General features: G+C 60.3%; 16 protein-coding genes. 6 read left to right on the plus strand and 10 right to left on the minus strand.

Annotated elements, in window-relative coordinates; translation table 11 throughout:
• Nucleotides 1-72 precede the first annotated feature (72 nt).
• Nucleotides 73-1488 carry an acetyl-CoA carboxylase biotin carboxylase subunit gene (locus tag JWU58_RS00925; RefSeq protein ID WP_024014853.1) on the plus strand — a complete coding sequence of 472 codons (1416 nt, stop codon included), beginning with the start codon at nt 73-75 and terminating at the stop codon, nt 1486-1488.
• Between the two features lie 101 nt (nt 1489-1589).
• Complete coding sequence (oadA, locus tag JWU58_RS00930; RefSeq protein ID WP_122506268.1) at nt 1590-3398, plus strand: sodium-extruding oxaloacetate decarboxylase subunit alpha; 1809 nt, start codon at nt 1590-1592, stop codon at nt 3396-3398.
• Between the two features lie 207 nt (nt 3399-3605).
• Here the strand turns inward: oadA and JWU58_RS00935 are convergent, their stop codons facing one another.
• Nucleotides 3606-5843, minus strand: a complete 2238-nt coding sequence (locus tag JWU58_RS00935) for an autotransporter outer membrane beta-barrel domain-containing protein (protein ID WP_420893273.1) — start codon at nt 5841-5843, stop codon at nt 3606-3608.
• 368 nt (nt 5844-6211) lie between these two features.
• Between JWU58_RS00935 and JWU58_RS00940 the strand changes: the two genes are divergently transcribed.
• Together JWU58_RS00940 and JWU58_RS00945 are read left to right on the plus strand one after the other, a co-directional pair.
• Nucleotides 6212-7561, plus strand: a complete 1350-nt coding sequence (locus JWU58_RS00940; protein ID WP_206421352.1) for a HipA domain-containing protein — start codon at nt 6212-6214, stop codon at nt 7559-7561.
• Nucleotides 7558-7836: a helix-turn-helix domain-containing protein gene (locus JWU58_RS00945; protein ID WP_039757273.1), complete on the plus strand. Its 279-nt coding sequence runs from the start codon at nt 7558-7560 to the stop codon at nt 7834-7836. The genes JWU58_RS00940 and JWU58_RS00945 overlap by 4 nt, the downstream gene beginning before the upstream one ends.
• Nucleotides 7837-7843: 7 nt before the next feature.
• On the opposite strand, the gene JWU58_RS00950 is transcribed toward JWU58_RS00945, so the two are convergent.
• Together JWU58_RS00950 and JWU58_RS00955 are read right to left on the minus strand one after the other, a co-directional pair.
• Nucleotides 7844-8680 carry an amino acid ABC transporter permease gene (locus tag JWU58_RS00950; RefSeq protein WP_041476583.1) on the minus strand — a complete coding sequence of 279 codons (837 nt, stop codon included), beginning with the start codon at nt 8678-8680 and terminating at the stop codon, nt 7844-7846.
• Nucleotides 8677-9495 (minus strand): ABC transporter substrate-binding protein, encoded by an 819-nt coding sequence (locus JWU58_RS00955; protein WP_206421353.1) that lies wholly within the window; start codon nt 9493-9495, stop codon nt 8677-8679. Before JWU58_RS00955 ends, JWU58_RS00950 begins: the two co-directional genes overlap by 4 nt.
• Before the next feature lie 113 nt (nt 9496-9608).
• On the opposite strand from JWU58_RS00955, the gene JWU58_RS00960 reads away from it, so the two are divergent.
• Nucleotides 9609-10511 carry a homocysteine S-methyltransferase family protein gene (locus JWU58_RS00960; protein WP_206421354.1) on the plus strand — a complete coding sequence of 301 codons (903 nt, stop codon included), beginning with the start codon at nt 9609-9611 and terminating at the stop codon, nt 10509-10511.
• Nucleotides 10512-10631: 120 nt separating this feature from the next.
• Here JWU58_RS00960 and JWU58_RS00965 read toward each other — a convergent pair whose 3' ends face one another.
• From JWU58_RS00965 to JWU58_RS00975, 3 genes are read right to left on the minus strand one after another with little or no spacing between them, the layout of a single operon-like run.
• On the minus strand, nt 10632-11303 hold the full coding sequence (locus tag JWU58_RS00965; RefSeq protein WP_206421355.1) for a GNAT family N-acetyltransferase: 672 nt from the start codon (nt 11301-11303) through the stop codon (nt 10632-10634).
• Nucleotides 11304-11315: 12 nt separating this feature from the next.
• Nucleotides 11316-11762: a GNAT family N-acetyltransferase gene (locus tag JWU58_RS00970; protein ID WP_123441876.1), complete on the minus strand. Its 447-nt coding sequence runs from the start codon at nt 11760-11762 to the stop codon at nt 11316-11318.
• Between the two features lie 10 nt (nt 11763-11772).
• Complete coding sequence (locus JWU58_RS00975) at nt 11773-12396, minus strand: FMN-binding negative transcriptional regulator (protein WP_073471070.1); 624 nt, start codon at nt 12394-12396, stop codon at nt 11773-11775.
• A 93-nt stretch (nt 12397-12489) separates the two neighbouring features.
• Here JWU58_RS00975 and pdxR point away from each other — a divergent pair, with 93 nt between their 5' ends.
• Entirely contained in the window at nt 12490-14040 is a 1551-nt protein-coding gene (pdxR, locus tag JWU58_RS00980; RefSeq protein WP_206421356.1) for a MocR-like pyridoxine biosynthesis transcription factor PdxR, read from the plus strand.
• Here the strand turns inward: pdxR and JWU58_RS00985 are convergent.
• The 4 genes from JWU58_RS00985 to JWU58_RS01000 all read right to left on the minus strand — a co-directional run bounded on the left by JWU58_RS00985 (nt 13997) and on the right by JWU58_RS01000 (nt 22010).
• On the minus strand, nt 13997-18601 hold the full coding sequence (locus JWU58_RS00985) for a dermonecrotic toxin domain-containing protein (protein ID WP_206421357.1): 4605 nt from the start codon (nt 18599-18601) through the stop codon (nt 13997-13999). The genes pdxR and JWU58_RS00985 overlap by 44 nt on opposite strands.
• A 141-nt stretch (nt 18602-18742) precedes the next feature.
• Nucleotides 18743-19837, minus strand: coding sequence for a polyamine ABC transporter substrate-binding protein (locus JWU58_RS00990; RefSeq protein WP_206421358.1), 1095 nt, complete (start codon nt 19835-19837; stop codon nt 18743-18745).
• On the minus strand, nt 19834-20859 hold the full coding sequence (locus tag JWU58_RS00995; protein ID WP_206421359.1) for a histone deacetylase family protein: 1026 nt from the start codon (nt 20857-20859) through the stop codon (nt 19834-19836). Before JWU58_RS00995 ends, JWU58_RS00990 begins: the two co-directional genes overlap by 4 nt.
• 155 nt (nt 20860-21014) lie before the next feature.
• Complete coding sequence (locus JWU58_RS01000; protein WP_122880274.1) at nt 21015-22010, minus strand: AraC family transcriptional regulator; 996 nt, start codon at nt 22008-22010, stop codon at nt 21015-21017.
• Nucleotides 22011-22024 lie beyond the last annotated feature (14 nt).

A 22024-nucleotide genomic window follows, 5' to 3' on the forward strand; every position in this document is an offset into this window, starting at 1 on the left:
ATTGAAACATTTGGTCACGCGTCGACCTGGCTCCAGCAGGTCGTGGTGCCACCGGCTCAAGGGAATTTCCAAGTGATAAAAAAGATCCTGATCGCCAACCGTGGTGAGATTGCCGTACGCATCGTACGAGCCTGCGCCGAAATGGGCATTCGCTCGGTTGCGATTTTCTCCGATGCCGATCGCCATGCCTTGCATGTAAAGCGTGCGGACGAGGCCCACAGCGTCGGTGCCGAGCCACTGGCCGGTTACCTGAACCCGCGCAAGCTGGTGAACCTCGCCGTGGAAACCGGCTGCGATGCGCTGCACCCCGGCTACGGTTTCCTGTCGGAAAACGCCGAGCTGGCGGAAATCTGCGCTGAGCGCGGCATCAAATTCATCGGCCCGTCGGCGGAAGTCATCCGGCGCATGGGCGACAAGACCGAAGCGCGGCGCAGCATGATCAAGGCCGGCGTACCGGTGACGCCCGGCACCGAGGGTAACGTCTCCGGCATCGAAGAAGCCTTGGTTGAGGGCGACCGCATCGGTTACCCGGTAATGCTCAAGGCCACCTCCGGTGGTGGCGGTCGCGGTATCCGTCGCTGCAACAGCCGCGAAGAACTCGAACAGAATTTCCCCCGGGTCATCTCCGAAGCCACCAAGGCGTTCGGTTCGGCGGAAGTGTTTCTGGAAAAATGCATCGTCAATCCCAAGCACATCGAAGCGCAGATCCTTGGCGACAGCTTCGGCAACGTCGTGCATCTGTTCGAGCGTGACTGCTCGATCCAGCGCCGCAATCAGAAGCTGATCGAGATCGCGCCGAGTCCGCAGCTGACCCCGGAACAACGCGCCTACATCGGCGACCTGTCGGTTCGTGCGGCCAAGGCTGTGGGTTACGAGAATGCCGGCACCGTGGAGTTTTTGCTCGCCGAGGGCGAGGTGTACTTCATGGAAATGAACACGCGGGTGCAGGTGGAACACACCATCACCGAAGAAATCACCGGCATCGACATCGTCCGCGAACAGATTCGCATCGCTTCCGGCCTGCCACTGTCGGTAAAGCAGGAAGACATCCAGCACCGTGGCTTTGCGTTGCAGTTCCGTATCAACGCCGAAGACCCGAAGAACAACTTCCTGCCGAGCTTCGGCAAAATTACCCGTTACTACGCCCCCGGCGGCCCGGGCGTGCGCACCGACACGGCAATCTACACCGGCTACACCATTCCGCCGTTCTACGACTCGATGTGCCTGAAACTGGTGGTCTGGGCGCTGACTTGGGAAGAGGCGATGGACCGTGGCTTGCGTGCCCTTGATGACATGCGTCTGCAGGGCGTGAAGACCACCGCCGCCTACTACCAGGAAATCCTGCGCAACCCGGAGTTCCGTAGCGGCCAGTTCAACACCAGCTTCGTTGAAAGCCACCCGGAACTGACCAACTACTCGATCAAGCGCAAACCCGAAGAGCTGGCCCTGGCCATCGCCGCCGCCATCGCCGCCCACGCAGGCCTATGAATGAAGCAGCTGCGAGCTTTCAGCTGCAAGCGGCAAGTAAAAGCACATTGGCTTTTTCTTGCTGCTCGTAGCTTGAAGCTTGCCGCTATGAGGAGATACCAATGACTAAGAAGATCTTCGTTACCGACACCATCCTGCGCGACGCTCACCAATCGCTGCTCGCCACCCGCATGCGCACCGAAGACATGCTGCCGATCTGCGACAAGCTCGACAAGGTCGGCTACTGGTCGCTGGAATGCTGGGGCGGCGCGACGTTCGACGCCTGTGTGCGCTTTCTCAAGGAAGACCCGTGGGAGCGCCTGCGCCAACTGCGTGCGGCGTTGCCCAACACCCGTCTGCAAATGCTCCTGCGCGGGCAGAATCTGCTCGGCTATCGCCATTACAGCGACGACGTGGTCAAAGCTTTCGTCGCCAAGGCAGCGGTGAACGGCATCGACGTGTTCCGCATTTTCGATGCGATGAACGATGTGCGTAACCTGCGCGTGGCCATCGAAGCGGTGAAGGCTGCCGGCAAACACGCACAGGGCACCATCGCCTATACCACCAGTCCGGTGCACACCATCGAGGCCTTCGTCACCCAGGCCAAGCAAATGGAGTCCATGGGTTGCGACTCGGTGGCGATCAAGGACATGGCCGGTCTGCTCACGCCATACGCCACCGGTGAACTGGTGCGCGCGTTGAAAGCCGAGCAGTCGCTGCCGGTGTTCATCCACTCCCACGACACCGCTGGCCTGGCCGCCATGTGCCAGCTCAAGGCGATCGAAAACGGTGCCGACCACATCGACACCGCGATCTCCAGCTTCGCCTCGGGCACCAGCCACCCGGGCACCGAATCAATGGTCGCCGCGCTCAAGGGCACCGAGTACGACACCGGCCTGAATCTGGAATTGCTCCAGGAAATCGGCCTGTACTTCTATGCCGTGCGCAAGAAGTACCACCAGTTCGAAAGCGAATTCACCGCCGTCGACACCCGTGTGCAGGTCAACCAGGTGCCGGGCGGGATGATTTCCAACCTCGCCAACCAGTTGAAAGAGCAGGGCGCTCTGAACCGCATGAGCGAAGTGCTCGCAGAAATCCCGCGCGTGCGTGAAGACCTTGGCTTCCCGCCGCTGGTGACTCCAACCTCGCAGATCGTCGGCACCCAGGCATTTTTCAACGTACTGGCCGGCGAGCGCTACAAGACCATCACCAATGAAGTGAAGCTGTATCTGCAGGGCGGCTACGGCAAGGCACCGGGCGTGGTCAATGAAAAACTGCGCCGTCAGGCGATCGGCAGCGAAGACGTCATCGACGTGCGCCCGGCCGATCTGCTCAAGCCGGAAATGACCAAGCTGCGTGCCGATATCGGCGCACTGGCCAAATCCGAAGAGGACGTACTGACCTTCGCCATGTTCCCGGACATCGGCCGCAAGTTCCTCGAGGAGCGTGCCGCCGGCACCCTCACGCCGGAAGTGCTGTTGCCAATCCCGGAAGCGGGCGCCGTTGCTTCGGCGGGCGGCGAAGGCGTGCCGACCGAGTTCGTCATCGACGTCCACGGCGAAACCTATCGCGTCGACATCACCGGTGTCGGCGTCAAGGCTGAAGGCAAGCGCCACTTCTATCTGTCCATCGACGGCATGCCGGAAGAAGTGGTGTTCGAGCCGCTCAACGAATTCGTTGGCGGCGGCAGCAGCAAACGCAAACAGGCCTCGGCGCCGGGCCACGTGAGCACCACCATGCCGGGCAACATCGTCGATGTGCTGGTTAAGGAGGGCGACACCGTCAAGGCTGGCCAGGCGGTACTGATCACCGAAGCGATGAAGATGGAAACCGAAGTCCAGGCCGCCATTGCCGGCAAGGTCACCGCGATTCATGTGGCCAAGGGCGACCGGGTCAACCCGGGCGAAATCCTCATCGAGATCGAAGGCTGAGATAACAGTCGCGATCCAACGCTTTAAACCTCGGGGGAGCATGTGCTCCCCTTTTTTTTGCCTGTGATTTTCCTACCTTCTCAGGTCATCAGGGACCATATGTGGAGCGAGCCTGCTCGCGGATGCGCCAGGTCAGCCAATAGCATCTTTGCATGATCCACCGCTTTCGCGAGCAGGCTCGCTCCCACAGCAGGCGTGCTTAATCCATCAGAACGCCATGCGCCATTGACCCGCCACGCCATACGTTCGGCTGTCATTACCCAGCTCACCCGTTAAGCCCACGCCCAGTGTGTGCGCCGCCGATAGACCAAGGTCGAGCCCCGCATCCACCGCGAGGCTGTTCCGATCCAGTGCCGCCCCGGTCACTTCAAAGCGCTTGCCGCCCTTGCGCAGTTGCTGGCGGGTGTCGCTGTCGATCTCGCCGAAGGTATGTTTCCAACCTGCGCTCAAGCGCGGGGTCAAATGCATGCCGTTATCCAGCGTATTGATCTGCGCAAGCCGCAGGCCAAAGGTGCTGCTGAAGTTGTCGCGAGTCTGACCGAAGACTTTCAGCGCCGCGTCGCCACCCTTTTCGTTGTAGCTGTCGCGCTGATAACGCTGATAGCCGAGGCTGGCGTAGGGCTCGAGGGTGACGCTATCCCGGCCCAGATTGAACCCGACTTCGGCGAATGCCTGTTGAGTATGGGCGTCGTAGTTGCCCTTGAGACGATCGCTGAAACCCTTGAACGCGACCCGCCGTGTGCTGCTGCCGTCATGGTTGGCGTAGGTCGCGCCGAGGCGCAGTGACAGCGGGCCATCCTGACGCATGGCGTAGGCGCCGAGGTGCCAGCTGTCGAGGTCGCCGTCGTACTGGCGGGCATCGAATTTCGTCTGCGATTTGCCGCCAAGCAGGCCGACATGCCAGTGCTCGTCGAGTCGCCAGTCAGCGCCCACGACCAGCCCTTGCGTGGCATGTTGGAGGATACCGTCAGCGTCGCGATCAACCTTGCCGCCGAGGCCCAACGCCTGAATCCACACCCGCCCGGAGTCTTCGTTGCCTGCGGCCTGACGCGGTGAACTGCGCGAGCCGTAGGTCGAGGCGGAATGATTGTCCAGCTGCCGCATCGCCGAAAGCATGCTCGCACTGACCGGCGTGATACTGCTCAGCGTGGCTTTGGCGAGGTTGGCATTGCTGCCTGCGGCAAGTTGATCGAGGGCGATGGGCGCGGTGGTTTTATCGCTGGTCAGCAGTGCGGCGACGGCCCTGTTGGTGCCGATATCGAAAGCTTGAGTGGAAGCCCCTCGATTATCCAAGCTCTGCGCAATCGAACGAGCACTGCGTGTTCGGGCCAGTTGTTCGAACCCTACATCGTTGCGCACGTAGTGCAGGTTCACCGCGTTTGGCTCATAGGAGAGCGTTGGTGTCATGTAGGCCAGATTGGTGGTGACCTCACCGAACTCGCCATCAATGACGTTTGCAGACAACAGCCGATACTCATTGGTACGAGCGTAGTCGCCCGGTACGCCATAAATCTCGACACGCGCACCTCCCAGGCTCGCGGTGCCCTGAACATGCACGGGATCTGAGCCGCGGTCGGCAGATACGGCGTAAGAAAACAAAGCGTCCTCATGGAGCGTCAGATTGCCTTTGATATTGGGAGAGCCGTGTTGCTGGCTGGCAAGCAGGGTTCCTGCGACATATAGCCCCGTCACGTGTCCATAACCGCCAAAAACCGCTCCCGGGTCGACATCGACACCATTGATCGATGCGTAGTTGAGCAGCACGGCGTCGGCTTTGACGTCAGCATCACCCTCGAAAGCGTGACGCAGGGTCCACTGTCCACGTGCGATACGCATGGCTGAGAAATTGCGCGTCTCACCGATCTCGCCGCCTTCTACGGCATTGAACAGCAACCCGTTCGCACCTTTGCCACCGTCCAGGCGACCGTCCCAACGGGCGCCCTTATTGATCACCAGCAAGTCATCTCCATCGCCCAGTTGCAGGGATACGCCGCCGATATTCTCGAGCGGGCTCGAGACAAAAGAGCGCTGCGTCGTGATCGCCAACATGTCGCGTTCAAACGGGTCGACAAGATCGAATTCCTCATCGCCGGTTTCCACCACTACGAACTCTGGAAACTCCAGCCCTTCATAAAAGGCCGGACTGAAATCCTCGATCGCAACCGTCGCGCGTACGGCATCGACCGAAGGCGCGTCAGAGGCCTGAGTGGGCGACGGAGAAGTGTGCTCCAGCGGGCCGATGAATTCCTTGATCGCAAACAAGTCATCAGGATCCACTTTCGGTGTGGGTGTTTTCTTCTTTCGAGGCTTGGCGGTTTTGTCTTCGCTGATCTGCGCAGAAACCTGGACGTCGGGCAGCTGTTCGATGGACGCCTCGGCAGATCCGATCGTCAGCGCGATCGCCAAAGCGAGGTGATGGGGACGGTATTTGTGTAGGGCAGGCATCGAGTTCAACCTCCTTGTATGAAAGGCTCAACTCTATTGCTGCGTTGCAAAAAACGATGTCGGTCGGTTCCTGATGCTGTGCAGGCGACGTCGGATCGTTCTGTCGAAAATCCTCGCGGGATTTCGCAAACAGAGCTTTTACGCAGCATCGCCGGTTCTTTTTCCTACGGCTTGGTACTGTTAGCGCATTCTTATCGGAGTGAGGTCAGGCGCTTACCTGCATTATTTTGCATGCACCTTGTCAATGGCTAAGATAGAACTGCATTTTGTTGCAGATATCCTGCAACTGAAACTCCGCGAATGCACTATATTGCATTTATTGACAGTTTTCTCTCGTCCAGCTGCATTTAAATGCATACGGAATCAACATGTACAACCTGACACTCCAGATCTTCACCGCCGGGCAATGGCACGACGCGATGATTCTTGACTTCGATGATCCGGAAAAGGGCTTCGAAAGCCGCTGCAGTTTTGGCTATGAAGCGGACTATCTGGTGGAAAACATCGAGTTGATCGGGTCGCCTTTTTCCCAAGCCGTGAGTGCCCTGTATCCGCTGGATTGGGAAGGTCGGCGCGCGAAGACGCCAGCCTTTGTCCACGACATCGCACCGGCAGGCGCAGCCAAGCGGTTTCTGCTCGCCCGCTTGGGTCAGGAAAGACCCGCCGAGATCAGCGCCGATCTGTTTCTGCTGGGTCGCAGTACACCGGCTCCCATTGGCAACATGCGAATAAAGGAATCGGCGGAAGCAGTCGATGAGAGGAAGCCGATCGGATTCAAGCGCGAGGAGGTCATTAGCCGCGACAACCGCTTTCTTGAATATGCCTACGAGCTAGGCGCGGCCATTGGTGGCGCGACGGGGGCAGGTGGTGAAGCTCCGAAGCTATTACTGGCAGAGAACAGCGCCGGGCTTCTGTATCCCGATGCAGTATTGGACGATGAAGAAGTGCGACAGCACTGGTTCGTGAAATTCGCCAGAAACAGGGGCGGGCAGACCGACCAGGACATCCTGCGCAGCGAATTCCATTACTACAAAGCGCTGCAGACATTAGGCATCGAAACGGTCGCGGCAGAAGGCTTGGCCTTGGAAGAGGCGAACAAACCGAGTTTGTGGATGCGGCGTTTTGATCGACAAGTGAAAGATGGAGCGGTGTCGCGTTTTGCCGTCGAATCGATTTATTCGCTGGCTGAAGTGACGACGCCAGGCAGCGCCATGAATCATCTGGAAGTGATCCGCATGCTCGCCGGGCTCTGGCGCAAAGCGGGTCAGGCCAGCCAGATTGCCGGCCTCGTCACCGATTATCTGCGTCGCGACCTGATCAATAAAATCCTCGGAAACTCCGATAACCACGGTCGTAATACGGCGATCATCCGGCAAGAGAACGCTTTCCAGCTCGCGCCTATTTATGACCTTGCCCCGATGGTCATGGATGACGAAGGCGTGACTCGTACGACCAAATGGCCAAGAGAGTTGGAGCGGGCGGGCGATGTCGATTGGCGAGGTGTCTGCCGCGTATTGGCCGATAGCGTAGATCCGCACGATTCGTTGGCGGGGCTGGATGCCTCGGCGCTGTTCGAGGGCCTGCGCGCGGATGCCCGCCGTCTGGCCGCACTGCCGGATATTCTTGCCGCCAGCGGTTTTCCCGCCAGAACCATGAATCACCCGAGCGTTCATCTGAAAAAACTCGAGCAACGTTTGAAAGAGTGGGACCTGCAATGAGTCTGACCGTCCTCGAGCGCACGGCGCTCATCGAAAGCATTCAGCAAGCGCTGGCCGAAGGCACTCTGGAAATCGGTGACGCCGTGCGCCGTTTACGGGTCGAAGTCACCGGTCTGCATCAGACTCAGTTCGCGAAGATGTGCAAGATTTCAGTGCGCACGCTGGTGCATATCGAACATGGCGAAGGCAATCAGACCCTGAAGTCGCTGAACGCGGTGTTCCGCCCGTTCGGCATGAAAATGGGCGTTGTGCGGATTCGCCGGGACACCATTTGAATGCACCTCAACTACGGCGCACATACGCCTTGCCGTAATGCCGCTCCATCCGTGCCTGAATCAGCTCCAGCCCGATCGACATCAGCCAGTAGATGATCGCCGCCGTGGTGAGCATTTCGATGTAGCGATAGCTTGAGCGCCCGTAGGACTGGGCGAGGAACATCACTTCCCAGACACCCATCACCGAGATCAGCGACGAGTCCTTGAGCATCGAGATGAACTGGTTGGTGGTCGGCGGAATGATTGTGCGCATGGCCTGGGGCAGGGTGATGCGCCAGAAGATCACGCTTTCGCGCAGGCCAAGCGCCAAGGATGCTTCGCGTTGGCCGTGATCGACGCCGAGGATGCCGGCGCGGAAGATTTCGCTCAGGTAGGCGCCGTAATTCAGCGACAGGGCAATGATGCCGGCGACGATGGCGCCGGGGACGATGCCCAGTTGCGGCAAGCCGAGGTAGATCAGCAGGATCTGGATCAGCAGTGGCGTGCCGCGAAAGAACGAGGTGTAGAAACTGGCGATGCCAAATGCCACGGCGCTGTTCGACAGGCGCGCCAGCGCGGTGATGAAACCGAGCAGCGACGAGGCGATGATCGAGCATGCGCAGAGAAACAGCGTCAGCGCTGCGCCTTGCAGGAAGCCGTTCGGCGCCAGCTTCAGGCCAACGAGGTTGGGCAGCTTGTCGAGGATGATCGCGAACTTCAGGTCGAAGCTGAGGAAGAATCCGGCAAACAGGCAGAACAGCGCCGCCCACGTCAGGTACAGGCGCGTTCGGAAACCAAAGAGCTTTTGCAGGCGTGTTTCAGCCACCGGTTGCGGTGGCTGGGGCGGGGTCGGAAAGGAAGTCATTGGCTGATATCGGCGCCGATCCATTTCTGCGACAGCTTGCTCAGGGTGCCGTCCTGTTTCAGTTGGGCAAACACCTCGCGCACCTTGGCGTCCCACTGCGGATCACCCTTTTCGATGGCCACCGAGTTGGGTTCCGAGTACAGCGGTTCACCGGCCAGTTTGAAGCGCTGGTCCTGATTCAGGCGCGGCTGTGCGGTGACCAGATTGGTGAGGATCGCATCCAGGCGCACGCCGGCGCCCAGGCCCAGATCCTGGAAGGCGACGTTGTCGGTGTCGTACGGAGCGATCTGCACATCCTCGAACGGATACTCCAACTGCGTATCCTCGGCGCCTTCGATGACCAGGTTCTTGTTCAGATAACTTTCGTAGCTGGAGGCGCTGGTGAGGCCGACCTTTTTGCCGCTCAGATCCTTGGCGCTGTGGATGCGCTCGTCCTTGGCGTTGATCACGATCACCGCTGGTGAGGCGTAGTACTCGACAGGGAAGTCGAACACTTCGGCGCGGGCCTTGCTCGGGGTCATCGAGCAGATGCAGATGTCGTAGCGCCCGCTCCAGCGGCCGGCGGCGATCACGTCCCAGGACGGCGTTTCCAGACGCAGTTTGACGCCAAGCTTGTCCGCCACCGCTTTGGCAACGTCGACATCGAAACCGTCGAGTTGATTCTGCTCATTGAGAAACGAGAAGGGCGGATAGCTTTCCATGAGCACGCCGACCAGCTCTTTTTTCTGTTCGACGCGGTCCAGCGTCGCGCCGCCGAAGGCTTGGGTGGAGGCCAGAATGGTCAGGCCCAGGGCCAATAGCGGTTGGAGTTTCACAGTCGCTTCCTGTTGAAAAAAGAGGTTGTTATTAACTGAGTGGTGCGTATTAAATAGTTATAAGAACGACTCTGATAGTGAGTTATTTTCATAAGCATATGAGTGAAAAGCATATGGGCGCAGCGAACAGGGTCATTCTCGATGGCGGCATGGGCCGCGAGTTGCAACGCGCCGGCGCACCGTTTCGCCAACCGGAGTGGTCGGCACTGGCGCTGAGTGAAGCGCCGCAGGCGGTCGAAGCGGTGCATGCCGCGTACATCAACAGCGGCGCGGACGTGATCACCAGCAACAGTTACGCGGTGGTGCCGTTTCACATTGGCGAGGCGCGCTTTGCGGCTGAAGGCCAGGCGCTTGCTGCACTGGCGGGGGAGTTGGCACGGCGGGCGGTGCAGGCATCCGGCAAGTCAGTGCGTGTTGCCGGTTCGTTGCCGCCGCTGTTTGGTTCGTATCGTCCGGATCTGTTCGAAGCGGATCGCGTGAGCGAGCTGCTGACGCCGCTGATCAATGGGCTGGCCTCGCATGTTGATCTGTGGCTGGCGGAAACCCAGAGTTCGATTATCGAGGCGCGGGCCATTCACGCCGGGTTGCCGAAGGACGGCAAACCGTTCTGGCTGTCGTTCACCCTCAAGGATGAAGACACCGATGAAGTGCCACGCCTGCGCTCCGGTGAGCCGGTAGCCGAAGCGGCTGCGCTGGCGACTGAACTTGGCGTCGAAACCCTGCTGTTCAACTGCAGTCAGCCCGAAGTGATTGGCGCTGCCATCGACGCGGCGCGCGCAACCTTTGAGCGTCTCGGCGTCACGATCAATATCGGCGCGTATGCCAACGCGTTTCCTCCGCAACCGAAAGAAGCCACGGCCAACGACGGGCTCGACCCGTTGCGTGACGATCTCGATCCGCCGGGGTATCTGCACTGGGCGCTGGACTGGCAACAGCGCGGCGCCAGTCATCTGGGTGGTTGCTGCGGGATCGGCCCGGAGCACATTGCGGTGCTGGCGCAGAAGCTGCGTCGATAAGCCTGACCCCGCCAATTGTGGGAGCGAGCCTGCTCGCGAAAGCGGTCAGTCAGTCAATATTTCAGTGACTGCCACAGCGCCTTCGCGAGCAGGCTCGCTCCCACAGGGGCTTTGTGACGATCAGCTACGGCACTCGGCCAAGCCTTTCACCTGGCCATCAGGCGTCTGGTTTTCATCGCTCAGCCAGCGCTCGAACCCAGCACCAATCGCTGGCCATTCCGAATCCAGAATCGAATACCACGCGGTGTCGCGGTTCTGCCCCTTGACCACCATGTGCTGGCGAAACACCCCTTCGAAACTGAAGCCCAGACGCTCGGCTGCGTATTTGGAGCGGGCGTTGCCGTTGTTGCACTTCCATTCCAGGCGCCGGTAACCCAGCTCGAACGAATACTTGGCCAGCAGGTACACCGCCTCGGTGCTTTTCGGCGAGCGTTGCATTGGCGCACCGAAAGTGACGTGGCCGATTTCGATGCGGCCCTGCGCCGGGACGATCGACATCAGGCTGAGGATGCCTTGCACCTGACCAGTCGCGCGGTCGATGACGCTGAAGAAATACGGGTCGCTGTTGGCCGCATGATTGTTCAGCCAGTCGTTGAACGCGCTGCGCTCGCGAAACGGACCGTAAGGCAAGTAATCCCAGAGCTTCGGATCGGCACCGGGCCCTTCGAGGGCGGCGTACAGTTGCTCGGCATGCCGCGCCGGGTCGAGTTTTTCCAGACGAATGAAACGGCCCTCGAGCAGGGTGGCGCAGGGGGCGGGGACGCCTTTCCAGTCAGCGAGTGAAGCGGTCATGTGCGCGTCTCCTTACAGTGCCTTGCGAAATTGGATGAAGCCCGGGCGTTCAGCGATGCGCTCGTAGAGCTGGATCGCGGTGGCGTTGGTTTCATGGGTCAGCCAGTGGACTTTGCAGCAACCATCTGCCTTGGCGGTAGCGTAGACATGCTCGATCAACAGCCGACCGACACCGGTGCCACGGGCTTCCGGCACCACCAGCAGATCCTGCAGATAGCAGGAGTTTTCGATGCTCCAGTTCGAGCGATGATAGATGTAATGCACCATGCCCAACGCTTTGCCTTCAGCCCAGGCGAGGGCGGCGTGGGTCGGTTCATTCGGGTCGAGAAAGCGCTGCCAGGTGCTTTGGGTGACGGCGCCCGGCAGTTCGGTGTTGTAGAAGCGCAGGTACGCCTGCCACAGCGGCAGCCAAGCGGCGTGGTCATTGGCGCTGACCGGGCGAATGTCGATCTGGGTCATGGGTAGATCCTTAGCGCATCAGGCTGGCAAGGGTTTGGTCGTTGGCGTCGGGGCTGGCGGCGAGGCCTTCGCGCACCCCGGCGATATCTTCGGCGCTACGGTTCTGGCTGAGCTTGCGTTTGCCTTCGAGGCGGTCGATGGGAATGGCAAAACCGACGATGGCTTTGAGCATGGTGTCGATGTAATCGGCTGGCGCATCGTCCACCGACCACGGCTGGGCACGGCCTGCCTCGTGACGGTCGGTGAGGGTGCTGACGATGTCGAGCAACCGGCCGCCATCGCTGAAGGTCTCGGCCTGGCCGTAGGCGTGCACGGCGATGTAGTTCCAGGTCGGCACGACCTTGCCGTGTTCGGCCTTGCTCGGATACAAGCTTGGGCTGACGTAGGCGTCCGGGCCGGCGAAGATCAGCATCGCCTCGGCGCCGTCCCGCAGGTCCTTCCACTGCGGATTGGCCTTGGCCAGATGGCCGTAGAGCGTGCCGTATTCGCCCTGTTCGCGATGCAGCAGCACCGGCACGTGGCTGGCTTGCAGGCCGCTTTCGCCGTGGCTGACCAGAATGGCCAGGCGCGTGGCGAGGATCAGTTCGTGCAGTTGGGACAAGTCTTCGATGGCAAAGGCGCGTGGCGTGTACATGGACAGATTTTCCTTGGCGAATGCCTGCATCCTAGGCAGGCTATTGGTCCGTTGTAAGAGCCATTGCTGAGCCATTTCATAGGTCCATTCGCCATGCCTGATCTGCCACCCTTGTCGATGCCTTTCAATCCGGCCGGAATCGAGCTTGATCGCCGTCAGGGCCTGAGCCGCCAGCTCTATCAGGCTCTGCGCCTGCGGGTACTGGATGGACGTCTGGCCAGTGGCACGCGATTGCCGGCCAGCCGAGATCTGGCCTCGGCGCTGGGCATTTCCCGCAACAGCGTGGTGCGCGCCTACGATCAGTTGTATGCCGAGGGCTTTATCGAAGGGCGCGTGGGCGACGGTACTTACGTGGCGCAATTGGCTCAGGCATCCACGCCTGAGAAAAAACTATCCACAAATTCATCCACAGGCTTGTCAACATCCTTACCCACAGCCTTATCCACAAATTGGCTGGATTTACCTGTAAATTCATCCAGCAAAGTTATCCACAGCGACGGATTTTCCCGCATTGAAAAGCATCATTTGCCGCGACCACCGAGCGGTCCGCCGCGTGCTTTTCGGGTGGGTGTGCCTGCATTCGATCTGTTTCCGTTCGAGGTCTGGGCCAAGCTCAACGCGGCTTTCTGGCGTAAACCGGATCTGCAGCAGCTGTGTTACGGCGACCCGGCCGGTGACGCGCGGCTGCGCGGCATGATTGCTGCGTATTTGCGCAGCTCGCGCGGTATGCAGTGCACGGCTGAGCAAATTGTGATCACCAGTGGCGCGCAGCAGGGCATCAGCCTTTGTGCACAGCTGCTGGTCGAGCCTGGGGACGGCGTGGCGATCGAGAATCCGGGCTATCGCGCGGCCGGACATGCCTTCGCTGTAGCGGGGGCGCAATTGCATGGGGTGGCGGTGGACAGCGACGGCATCGATTGCAGCGCCATGGCTCAGCTCAGCGATTGTCGGGTGGCTTACGTGACGCCGTCTCATCAGTACCCGACCGGTGTGGTGATGAGCCTGGCCCGGCGTCTGGAGTTGCTCGCCTGGGCCGAACGTGTCGGCGGCTGGATCGTCGAGGATGATTATGACGGCGAGTATCGCTACACCGGCGCACCGCTGGCACCGTTGGCGGCACTTGACCGTCAGGGGCGTGTGCTCTATGTCGGCACGTTTGGCAAAGTCGCTTTTCCGGCGTTACGCCTGGGCTATCTGGTGCTGCCGCCCGCGCTGGTCGAGGCGTTCGCGCAACGCCGCGCCGTCGATGTGCGGCACTCGGAGGTCAGCACGCAAGCGGTGATGGCCGAATTCATGGCCGCCGGGCATTTCCAGCGGCATATCCGCCGCATGCGCCGGGCTGCGCTGAGCCGACGCAACTGCCTGCTCGAAGGCTGGCCGACGGTCGCCGGCGTCGGTCAACTGCCCGCCGTGCCGGCCGGGCTGCACTTGACCGTCGCCGTGGACAGCATCGAGCGCGAGCAGCAATTGATCGCTCAGGCCGCTGAGGTCGATGTCGAAATCAACGGCCTGAGCAGCTACTGGCTCCCCGATTCGACTACGCCCATGGATAAGCGCGCCGGCCTGGTGCTGGGGTTCGCTGCTGTACCAGAGCCAGCAATCAAAGCGGCGCTGTCGCGTCTGCGGCAGGCTTGGCGAGATTGAAGAACAGCGTTTCGGCGCTGCGACTGGAAATTTCGCTGCGATGGATTTCGATCAGCCTCTGATTATCCACATCGGTTATTTCAGAGGTGCCTCCCAGGCGGTGCTGGGCAACTGTCTTCATGTGTCCACGCAAAAATGCGCCATCGGGCGCGTCGGCGCTGCTGTAATGGAAATGCGCATAGCAGAGGACCTTGTCGGTATGCGTATCACGAATCTGATACTCGTCAAGGAAGTCATTCTTATGGCGCCTCAGGCGCCGTCGGGTCAGGGTTTTCGAAATGTTCACTTCGCCCTTGTCCTTGAGCCACTCGACCCCGGCGGCTGTTGGTAGTTGTTGCTTGACCAGACGGATTCGTGTGCTGGTGCCCTTTTCCTCCAGCGTCGTAGCCGCAGCGTCGAGCTTGTGGTTGAGCGTCTCGGACGGTTCATGCAGAGCAGCGGTGAGGTTACTCGCCGTCAACGCTTCATCGATGGCGGCACCGGCCTTGCGCAACAGGGCGGCGTGGTTGTGGTATTCCTCTTCGACTTCCACCGGAATGCGCGAGCCGCGTTTGAGGCGCGCCTCGATGCGCCGATGGAACGCCGCCAGCCCGTCGATCAAGGCCTGCCCTGCGCTGATGCTGTTGTTGAGGTTGGGCCGGGCTTTTGGCGACGGTGCCGGCCGTGCATTCTGTTCGACCCAGATACCTGGCGACTCCTCCTTGAATGTCGCGATGACTCTCGTCAGTGCTGTACTGACCTCGACCAGATCGGTGTCTTTGCCGTCGAGGCTTTTTTTCCGTTCGCCGACCAGGATGCCCTTGTTGCGCGTCTTGATGATCTGCCGATTCGAAGATGACGTGGAAGGTCTCGACGGACCGGCTTGCGGCACCAGTAAATGCCGGTAGCGCAACAGATCGGCGAGTCGATTGTCGGCGCTTTCCTTGAATGCGGCCACTCGCGCCTGCAACTGCTTGAGTCGCTCCGTGTGTATGTGTTCGGAATATTCACTCGCCAGGTCATCGAATCGCTTGTCCACGGAAGCAAACTGTTCGCTCACCTGGCTCAGGGCGTCGATGCGTATGCGCAGATCACTGAGGCTTTCATCGGCGCTCAGGTCCCGTGAACTCTGAACGTTCAGCGCAGCATCTTCGAACAGACCGGCCAGCGCTTGTTGTGCCTCGACATGAGCGGTGGAATCGCCGGGCTTGATGCAGGTGTACTGGCCGAGACTGATCTGCAAAGTCTTCAGATCATCCAGCGGGTAGGGCGCAAGGCTGATGTTGTATTTCTGCTTTACATCAAAGCCATCCGGTCCCAGCCTGGTGAGCTCCTTCATGCAGGCTTCAGCCGACTCCATTTTCTCGATAATGGTTTGAGTGACATCGTTCAACTGTTCGAACGCAGAGGTGGCTGCCTGCGATTCGCTGCGCAGTTCGTCGTCGAGTATCGCCTGCACCGCCAGTACCCGCTGCTGGTAATCCGAAGCGTTATTACTCAGCCACTCCTGTCCCAGAAACAACTGCATGTCCAACCGCTCCGGCATTACCGTGCGGTAGTTGGGAATGGATTGCTTGCAGTTGAGTTTCTTGATCAGCTTAATGTTTGCGGCATATTCGTTGTGCTGTGAATCGAGCGTGGCAAGGTACTGCGCAAGCGCTTGCTCGCGTGCCTGCGCAGGGGCATCGTGCAGGCTGTTGCGGTCTGCATCGAGACGGCTCCCTTTGCTCTCCATCGTCAAATCGAACGCAGTAATCTGCTCGGCCAATACGGCCACCTCCTTGGTTCTTATGCCTTGCGCGGCTTGGCGACCTTCTTCCAATCCGCCGCCGCGCAGACGCAAGCGCAGATCGATTACCCACTGGCCGTTGGCGGTATAGGCCAGCCTGGGTCCGGCAGGTCGGGTGGGCTGACGCGTATCGACAATGTGCACATCGCCATGCGCGTTGCGCGCGACTTCGAACCAGCGTTCACCGACGCGGGCGTACCATTTGTCTGCGTGGGCGTAGAGGCCTCGCTGCGCACCCTCTCTGGTGGCAGCGCCAAGCCCTTTGGGCTTGCCGACCTTGAACGTATCCAACAGCTTGGCGAGGGCCAACGGGGATCGTTTCAGCGCCGTGATGCTGTCGATCGATGTGCCATGGGCTTCGGTCAATTGCGGGCCGGTGATGTCCGGCTGGCGCAGCGCTTTGACGATTCTGGCGGCAGGTTTGCTCGTCGCTGTGTCCTCTTCGAGCGTCGTGGCCACGGGCGTCGATGGCGCATCACCGATTGCCGCACGATGGGCGAGCACCATGCCCAGCGCCAGAAGGATATCGGCGATGGCCGTCCAGGCGACTTTCGCCGATTGCTCGTTGGCGCCGTCGGTGATTTCCTGCAGATCATCCATGATCTGCCAGATCCACGCCGCTGTACCTACGCTGCGGCCCAGAAACGGCAGTGCGGCATTGAGCATCACCCATCCACCCTGTTTCAGCGAGGCCCAGCGTGCTTCTGCATCGGAGACCGATTGCCGGTCGGCTTGAGTGACAAGCGCCTTGACGTTGCGTTCGTGCAGGGTGGCGAGGACATCGCTGGCGATCACCTGAGTGCCCAGCGCGACCGCGCCGGACATGTCCAGTGCTGTGGTCGGGTTGATCATCAGTTGCGGGATCGTCCAAACCGACGGCAGCCTGGCGGTGAAGACGAACTGGCTGTAATTGAAGCGCACATCGTCCGGCAACCAGGCCAGTACCGAATCGCGCAGATGTCGCGAATGCTGGATCGCAAAGAGCAGATTGGCAAATCCCGGATATTGCAGCAGAGCCTTGTCGAACAACGGTCGATACAGCACGCACGGCCCTTTGTCGGCATCGCGCGGGCCTATGACATACATGTTGTCGACAGTGTCTGCGGTGGAGCGACTGCGATGGGCCACGAACGCCAATGGGCGAATGACGATTTCCTCGCCATCGACGTAGCGTTCTGCGTCAGTCGTGGCCAATGCGGCAACCACGTATCGATAACCCGATTCGTCAATGCCGGCTCTGCCCTGGATCTTGTGCTGCAACGCCAGCAATGGCAGCTCGACGCGTAGCTGACTGGTATACAGCCTTTCCAACCGTGACGCTTGCACTGAGTCGTCTATCAGTACGGCCTTGAGATGCGCCGGGTAGGTCTTGCCGATGTCGACCGTGCTGACCAGCTTCTCCAGAAAAGTCGCGCTCATCCACTCGGGTACGGGGCTGCCATCCTTGTACCGCACAGTCTTGTTGCCCAAGGGCAGGCCGGCGAGGTTTTGCAGGGCAAGCTCGGTCAGCGTCCATGTCTGAGTCTGAGTATTTCCCGGCAACACAAACGTGCCCCAGACCACGAGACTGGTGATGGTGATTTCGATGTTGTCGATGTCCAGGTCTTTGGCGTCGGGCTGCTCCTTGAGAATCTGTTTGATCAGCGCTGCCCGAGTGAACGCCTGCAGGCTGGTGATTTCATTCTGAAAGGATTTGCCGTTGTTCTCGTGCTGCAGCGTCGTCAGGTCCAGCAGGTGCCGGCTGTAACGTGTCTGATCGATGGGCAAGGCGTCGTTCAGCCAGTCCGGAAGCATCGGCTGTAAACGCTCGAAGTGCGCTTCGAGGCGCGGTGTCGGTTGTGCCGGTTTGCCGGCCGTGCCGGTATGCGGATAGACGCGTTTATCAGGGGAGTCCTGAAAAAAACTGATTTTGCCCAAGGCATCCGCTTCCAGGGAAATCAGGGTGCAGGCCTGCTGGTCGAAGAAATTGCCCTGGGGTTCGACCAGCCGCCACTTGAGATCTTCGCCCGAGGCGCTTGCGCCATATATCCGCAACAGAGCCTCGCCGAGTTCCTCCAGTGAATCGAAACGCTGAAAGCCCTGAGTAATCGCGTGGGTGAGAATCAACGTACGGTCTGCGATGCTGCCGACCAACACTGCGGCGTCGAGCAGGGTCAAGTGGCTTTGCGTGTCGGCGTTCCCCCGATCGAGATCAATCAGATATGCCTTTGCCGAGTACGGGGCGGGGGCCAGGCGTTGTTGCGGGTCGGGCTGTTTGAAAATCGCCTGGGCCATGGCGATTTCATCGGCATCCCAGCCGACGCTGGCATCGACGTTCCACAGGTTGCGCAGTGCCTCGGACAATTGCTGCCAGCGCGGTTGCCCGGGATAGGTGAACTCGTCCCAGTAGTCGACGTGCTGTTCCTTGTAGGCGATGAACAGCAGCGGTGCCAGTTCGTTGAGCAACAGGCCGATCGCATCGATCTTCACCGGCAGATGCGCAGGGGCTGGCACGCCGGGTTGCAGGGTCAGGTAATGCTCACCATCGAGGTACGTCACCGTGGTACCGGACAGGCCGAGCCGCACCAGGGCGTTGGTCAGCGATCCAGCCTGATACCCGTCGGGTACTACTCGACCCTCCACAATGGCCCAGGTGGGTTGCACGACCATCGCCAGACGCGGGTCTATGTCGAGATTCGGATACAACGTCTTGAGGGCTTCGCGCAGCGTTTTTGATGCGACTTCTTGCAGCGAGGGGCCGGTAACCAGCTGAGTCACGATATCGACGGCACTGGCTTTGGGAATGGCGGTCATGTTGGTTTCCTGCTCTGTCGGGACGCCGCGAGGGCGGCGGAGCAGGGCAAGTTAAAAGGCGCGACAGCGACCCGTGCGGTAGATAAAGCTGCCAGGCAAAAAAAGACCCGCCTCGGCGGGTCTTCGGCAAACGAGCCGGTTTCAGGTCCCGGACTTGATTTTCGTCCAGGCTCGCGTACGTGCACGCTCGGCATCCCGAGGCAGCGGCTGCAAGGTGTAGAGCGTGCTCATTGCCGCATCGGTCGGATACAGGTTCGGGTTGTTGCGAATGGCTGGATCGACCAGGCCGGTGGCGTCCTTGTTCGGGTTTGGATAACCGACAAAGTCGCTGACCGGAGCAATCACCGCCGGTTGCAGCAGATAGTTGATGAAGGTGTAGGCGTCCTCGGTGTTCTTCGCGCCCTTGGGAATGGCGAGCATGTCGAACCAGATCGGCGCGCCTTCTTTCGGCAAACGCATATCGACCACCACGCCGTTTTTCGCTTCCTTGGCGCGGTTGGCCGCTTGCGAGAAGCTGCCGGAATAACCGACGGCCACGCAGATGTCGCCGTTGGCAATGTCAGCCATGTACTTGGAGGAATGGAAATACGTCACGTAAGGGCGGATCTTCATCAGCAGCGCTTCGGCCTTGGCGTAATCCGCCGGCTTCTCGCTGTTGGGGTCGAGGCCGAGGTGTTGCAGAGCCAGCGGCAGAATCTCCGACGGCGAGTCGAGCAGGGCGACGCCGCACTGCTTGAGCTTGCTGATGTTTTCCTCTTTGAAGATCAGGTCCCAACTGTCCACGGGCGCGTTGTCGCCCAGGGCCGCCTTGATCCTGGCCGGGTTGAAACCAATCAGGATGGTGCCGTACATGTATGGCACGGCGAACTTGTTCCCCGGGTCGTTGGCCTCGATCAGCTTCATCAGTTTCGGATCAAGGTGATTCCAGTTCGGCAGTTTGCTGCGATCCAGCGGCTGGAACACCCCGGCCTCGATCTGCTTGGCGAGGAACACGTTGGACGGCACCACCACGTCATAGCCGGAGTTGCCGGTGAGCAGCTTGGCCTCGAGCGCTTCGTTGGTGTCGAAGATGTCGTAGATCAGTTTGGTCTGGCTGTTCTGTACCTTGAAGTCGTCCAGCGCCTTGGGCGTGATGTAGTCGAACCAGTTATAGACGCGCAGCGTGCGTTCTTCGGCGTAGGCGCCAGCGCTGAGCAGAGCCGCGCACAGCGCCGAGGCGATCAGTCGCTTTTTCATTGTTCAAAACCTTCCAGCACGTTCACCGCGTTGATGCCGATTTCCTCCACCGCGTAGCCACCTTCCATGACGAACAGGGTCGGCTTGCCGAGGGCGGCGATGCGTTTGCCCATGGCCAGATAATCCGGGCTGTCGAGTTTGAACTGCGAGATCGGGTCGTCCTTGAACGTGTCGACGCCGAGGGAGACGACGATGATGTCGGCGCCATAGCGAGCGATCTCGTCGCAGGCCTGATCCAGCGCCGCGCTCCACACATCCCAGCCGGAACCGGCCGGCAGTGGATAGTTGAAATTGAAACCTTCACCGGCACCTTCGCCGCGCTCGTCGTCATAGCCGAGGAAGAACGGAAACTCCGCTTCCGGGTGGCCGTGGATCGAAGTGAACAGGACATCGCTGCGTTCGTAGAAAATCGACTGAGTGCCGTTGCCATGGTGGTAGTCGACGTCAAGAATCGCGACTTTCTTGTGGCCCTGATCGAGAAAGGCCTGAGCGGCGATGGCGGCGTTGTTGAGGTAGCAATAACCGCCCATCAAGTCGCTGGCGGCGTGATGTCCCGGCGGACGGCACAGGGCGAAGGCCGCGCGTGCGCCACGCTGGATTTCAGCCTGCGCGGTAAGGGCCACTTGCGCTGCGCTGTAGGCCGCTTGCCAGGTGCCGGCGGTAATCGGCGCGCCGCCGTCGAAGCTGTAATAACCGAGCTGGCCATGCAGGCTGGTCGGTTTGATCGCACGCAGGGTGCGCGCCGGCCAGGTGTAAGGCAGCAAGTCGCCGTCAGTGTTGAACTCGGTCCAGCGCTGCCATGCACCTTTGAAAAACTCCAGATAGCCGCGGCTGTGAATGCGCGCGATCGGCTCCAGGCCGAAATCCTTCGGCGCTTCGACCGCACCGAGGTTTTGCTTGTGCACGCGTTGCAGCACATGGTCGGCACGCGACGGCATCTCGAAGCACGGCTTGAGCTGGCCATCGATGAGTTCGCAGCGGCCATGGTGCAAGTGGTGATCGTCTGAGTAGATCGTCAGCATTTGTTGTTCTCCGCAAGGCTGATTCGGTGGTCTTCAGTGTTGCGGCGCAAGTTGAATCGGAGAACGTCGGGAGCGGCCAAAAGGGGATAGATATGGCCAAAACCTCTGACCGAAATTCGCCCCTTGTTCATGCAGGCTCATGCCTGGAGCAGCCATCAATGCGGTCTGAACTGACTCGGCGCCACGCCGCTCCAGCGCACAAACGCATGGCGGAAACTCGCGGTCTCGCTGAAGCCCAGCGTCTCGGCGATCCGATAGATCGGCAGCTGATCCTCACACAACATCTGCTTGGCCCGTTCGAAGCGCAGTTCATCGAGCAGTTCCTGATAGCTGCTGCCCATGTCTTTCAAATGCCGACGCAGGGTGCGCGGTGAGCACTTCATCTGCTGTGCCAGACCTTCCAGTCCCGGCGCGGCATTCAATTGTGCGCTGAGCAACTGCCGAATCCGCCCCAGCCAGGCCTGGCGTCCGGTGAACTCCAGATTCTGTTTGCGGCAGCGCTCTGCCATCGCCTGATGGGTGATCGCGTCGGCCAGCGGCAGCGGCTGCTCGAGCCAGTGGCGGTCGAAGGCGAAGGCGTTGTCCTTGGCCGAAAAGTGCAGCGGCGAGTCGAAGGGTTCGGCGTAGCTGTCGCGATAGTCCGGCGCTGCATGTTCGAAGCGCGTGGCGCGCAGCGGCAGCGGATGGCCGAGCAAGTCGTCGCAGATGACTTTCAGTGACACCAGACAGAATTCGGCGTTGAACACCGCCATCGCCGGGCTTTCACGGTAATCAGCAGCGACGAACCACACCTGCTCGCCATCGTCTTCCAGGCTCAGTTCGAACAACGTGCCCAGCAGCGCCGGATAACGGATCGCCAGACGCAAAGCGTCACCGAAGGTGGCACAGGTCAGCAGGGCGTAACCGAGCATGCCGTAACAGGACACGTGCATGCGCCGGCCCAACTCAAGGCCGATGTCACGTTTGAGCGCGACCGCGTTGGTGCAGACCTGCATCTCTTGATGGGTGGTGATGCGCGTATCGGCACGCTGCAGATCGGCCGCCACGATGCCGCTGCCAGCCAGCAGCGCCTCGCTCGACAGGCCTTCGGCCTTGAACGTGTTGAGGATCAGCGAGACCGCGTTGAGGGTGGTGAGGTGGGAGTGGAGCATGGGATCTTCCAGCC

This window comes from Pseudomonas atacamensis (assembly GCF_017167965.1).
In the GTDB taxonomy this organism is placed as follows: Bacteria; Pseudomonadota; Gammaproteobacteria; order Pseudomonadales; family Pseudomonadaceae; genus Aquipseudomonas; species Aquipseudomonas atacamensis.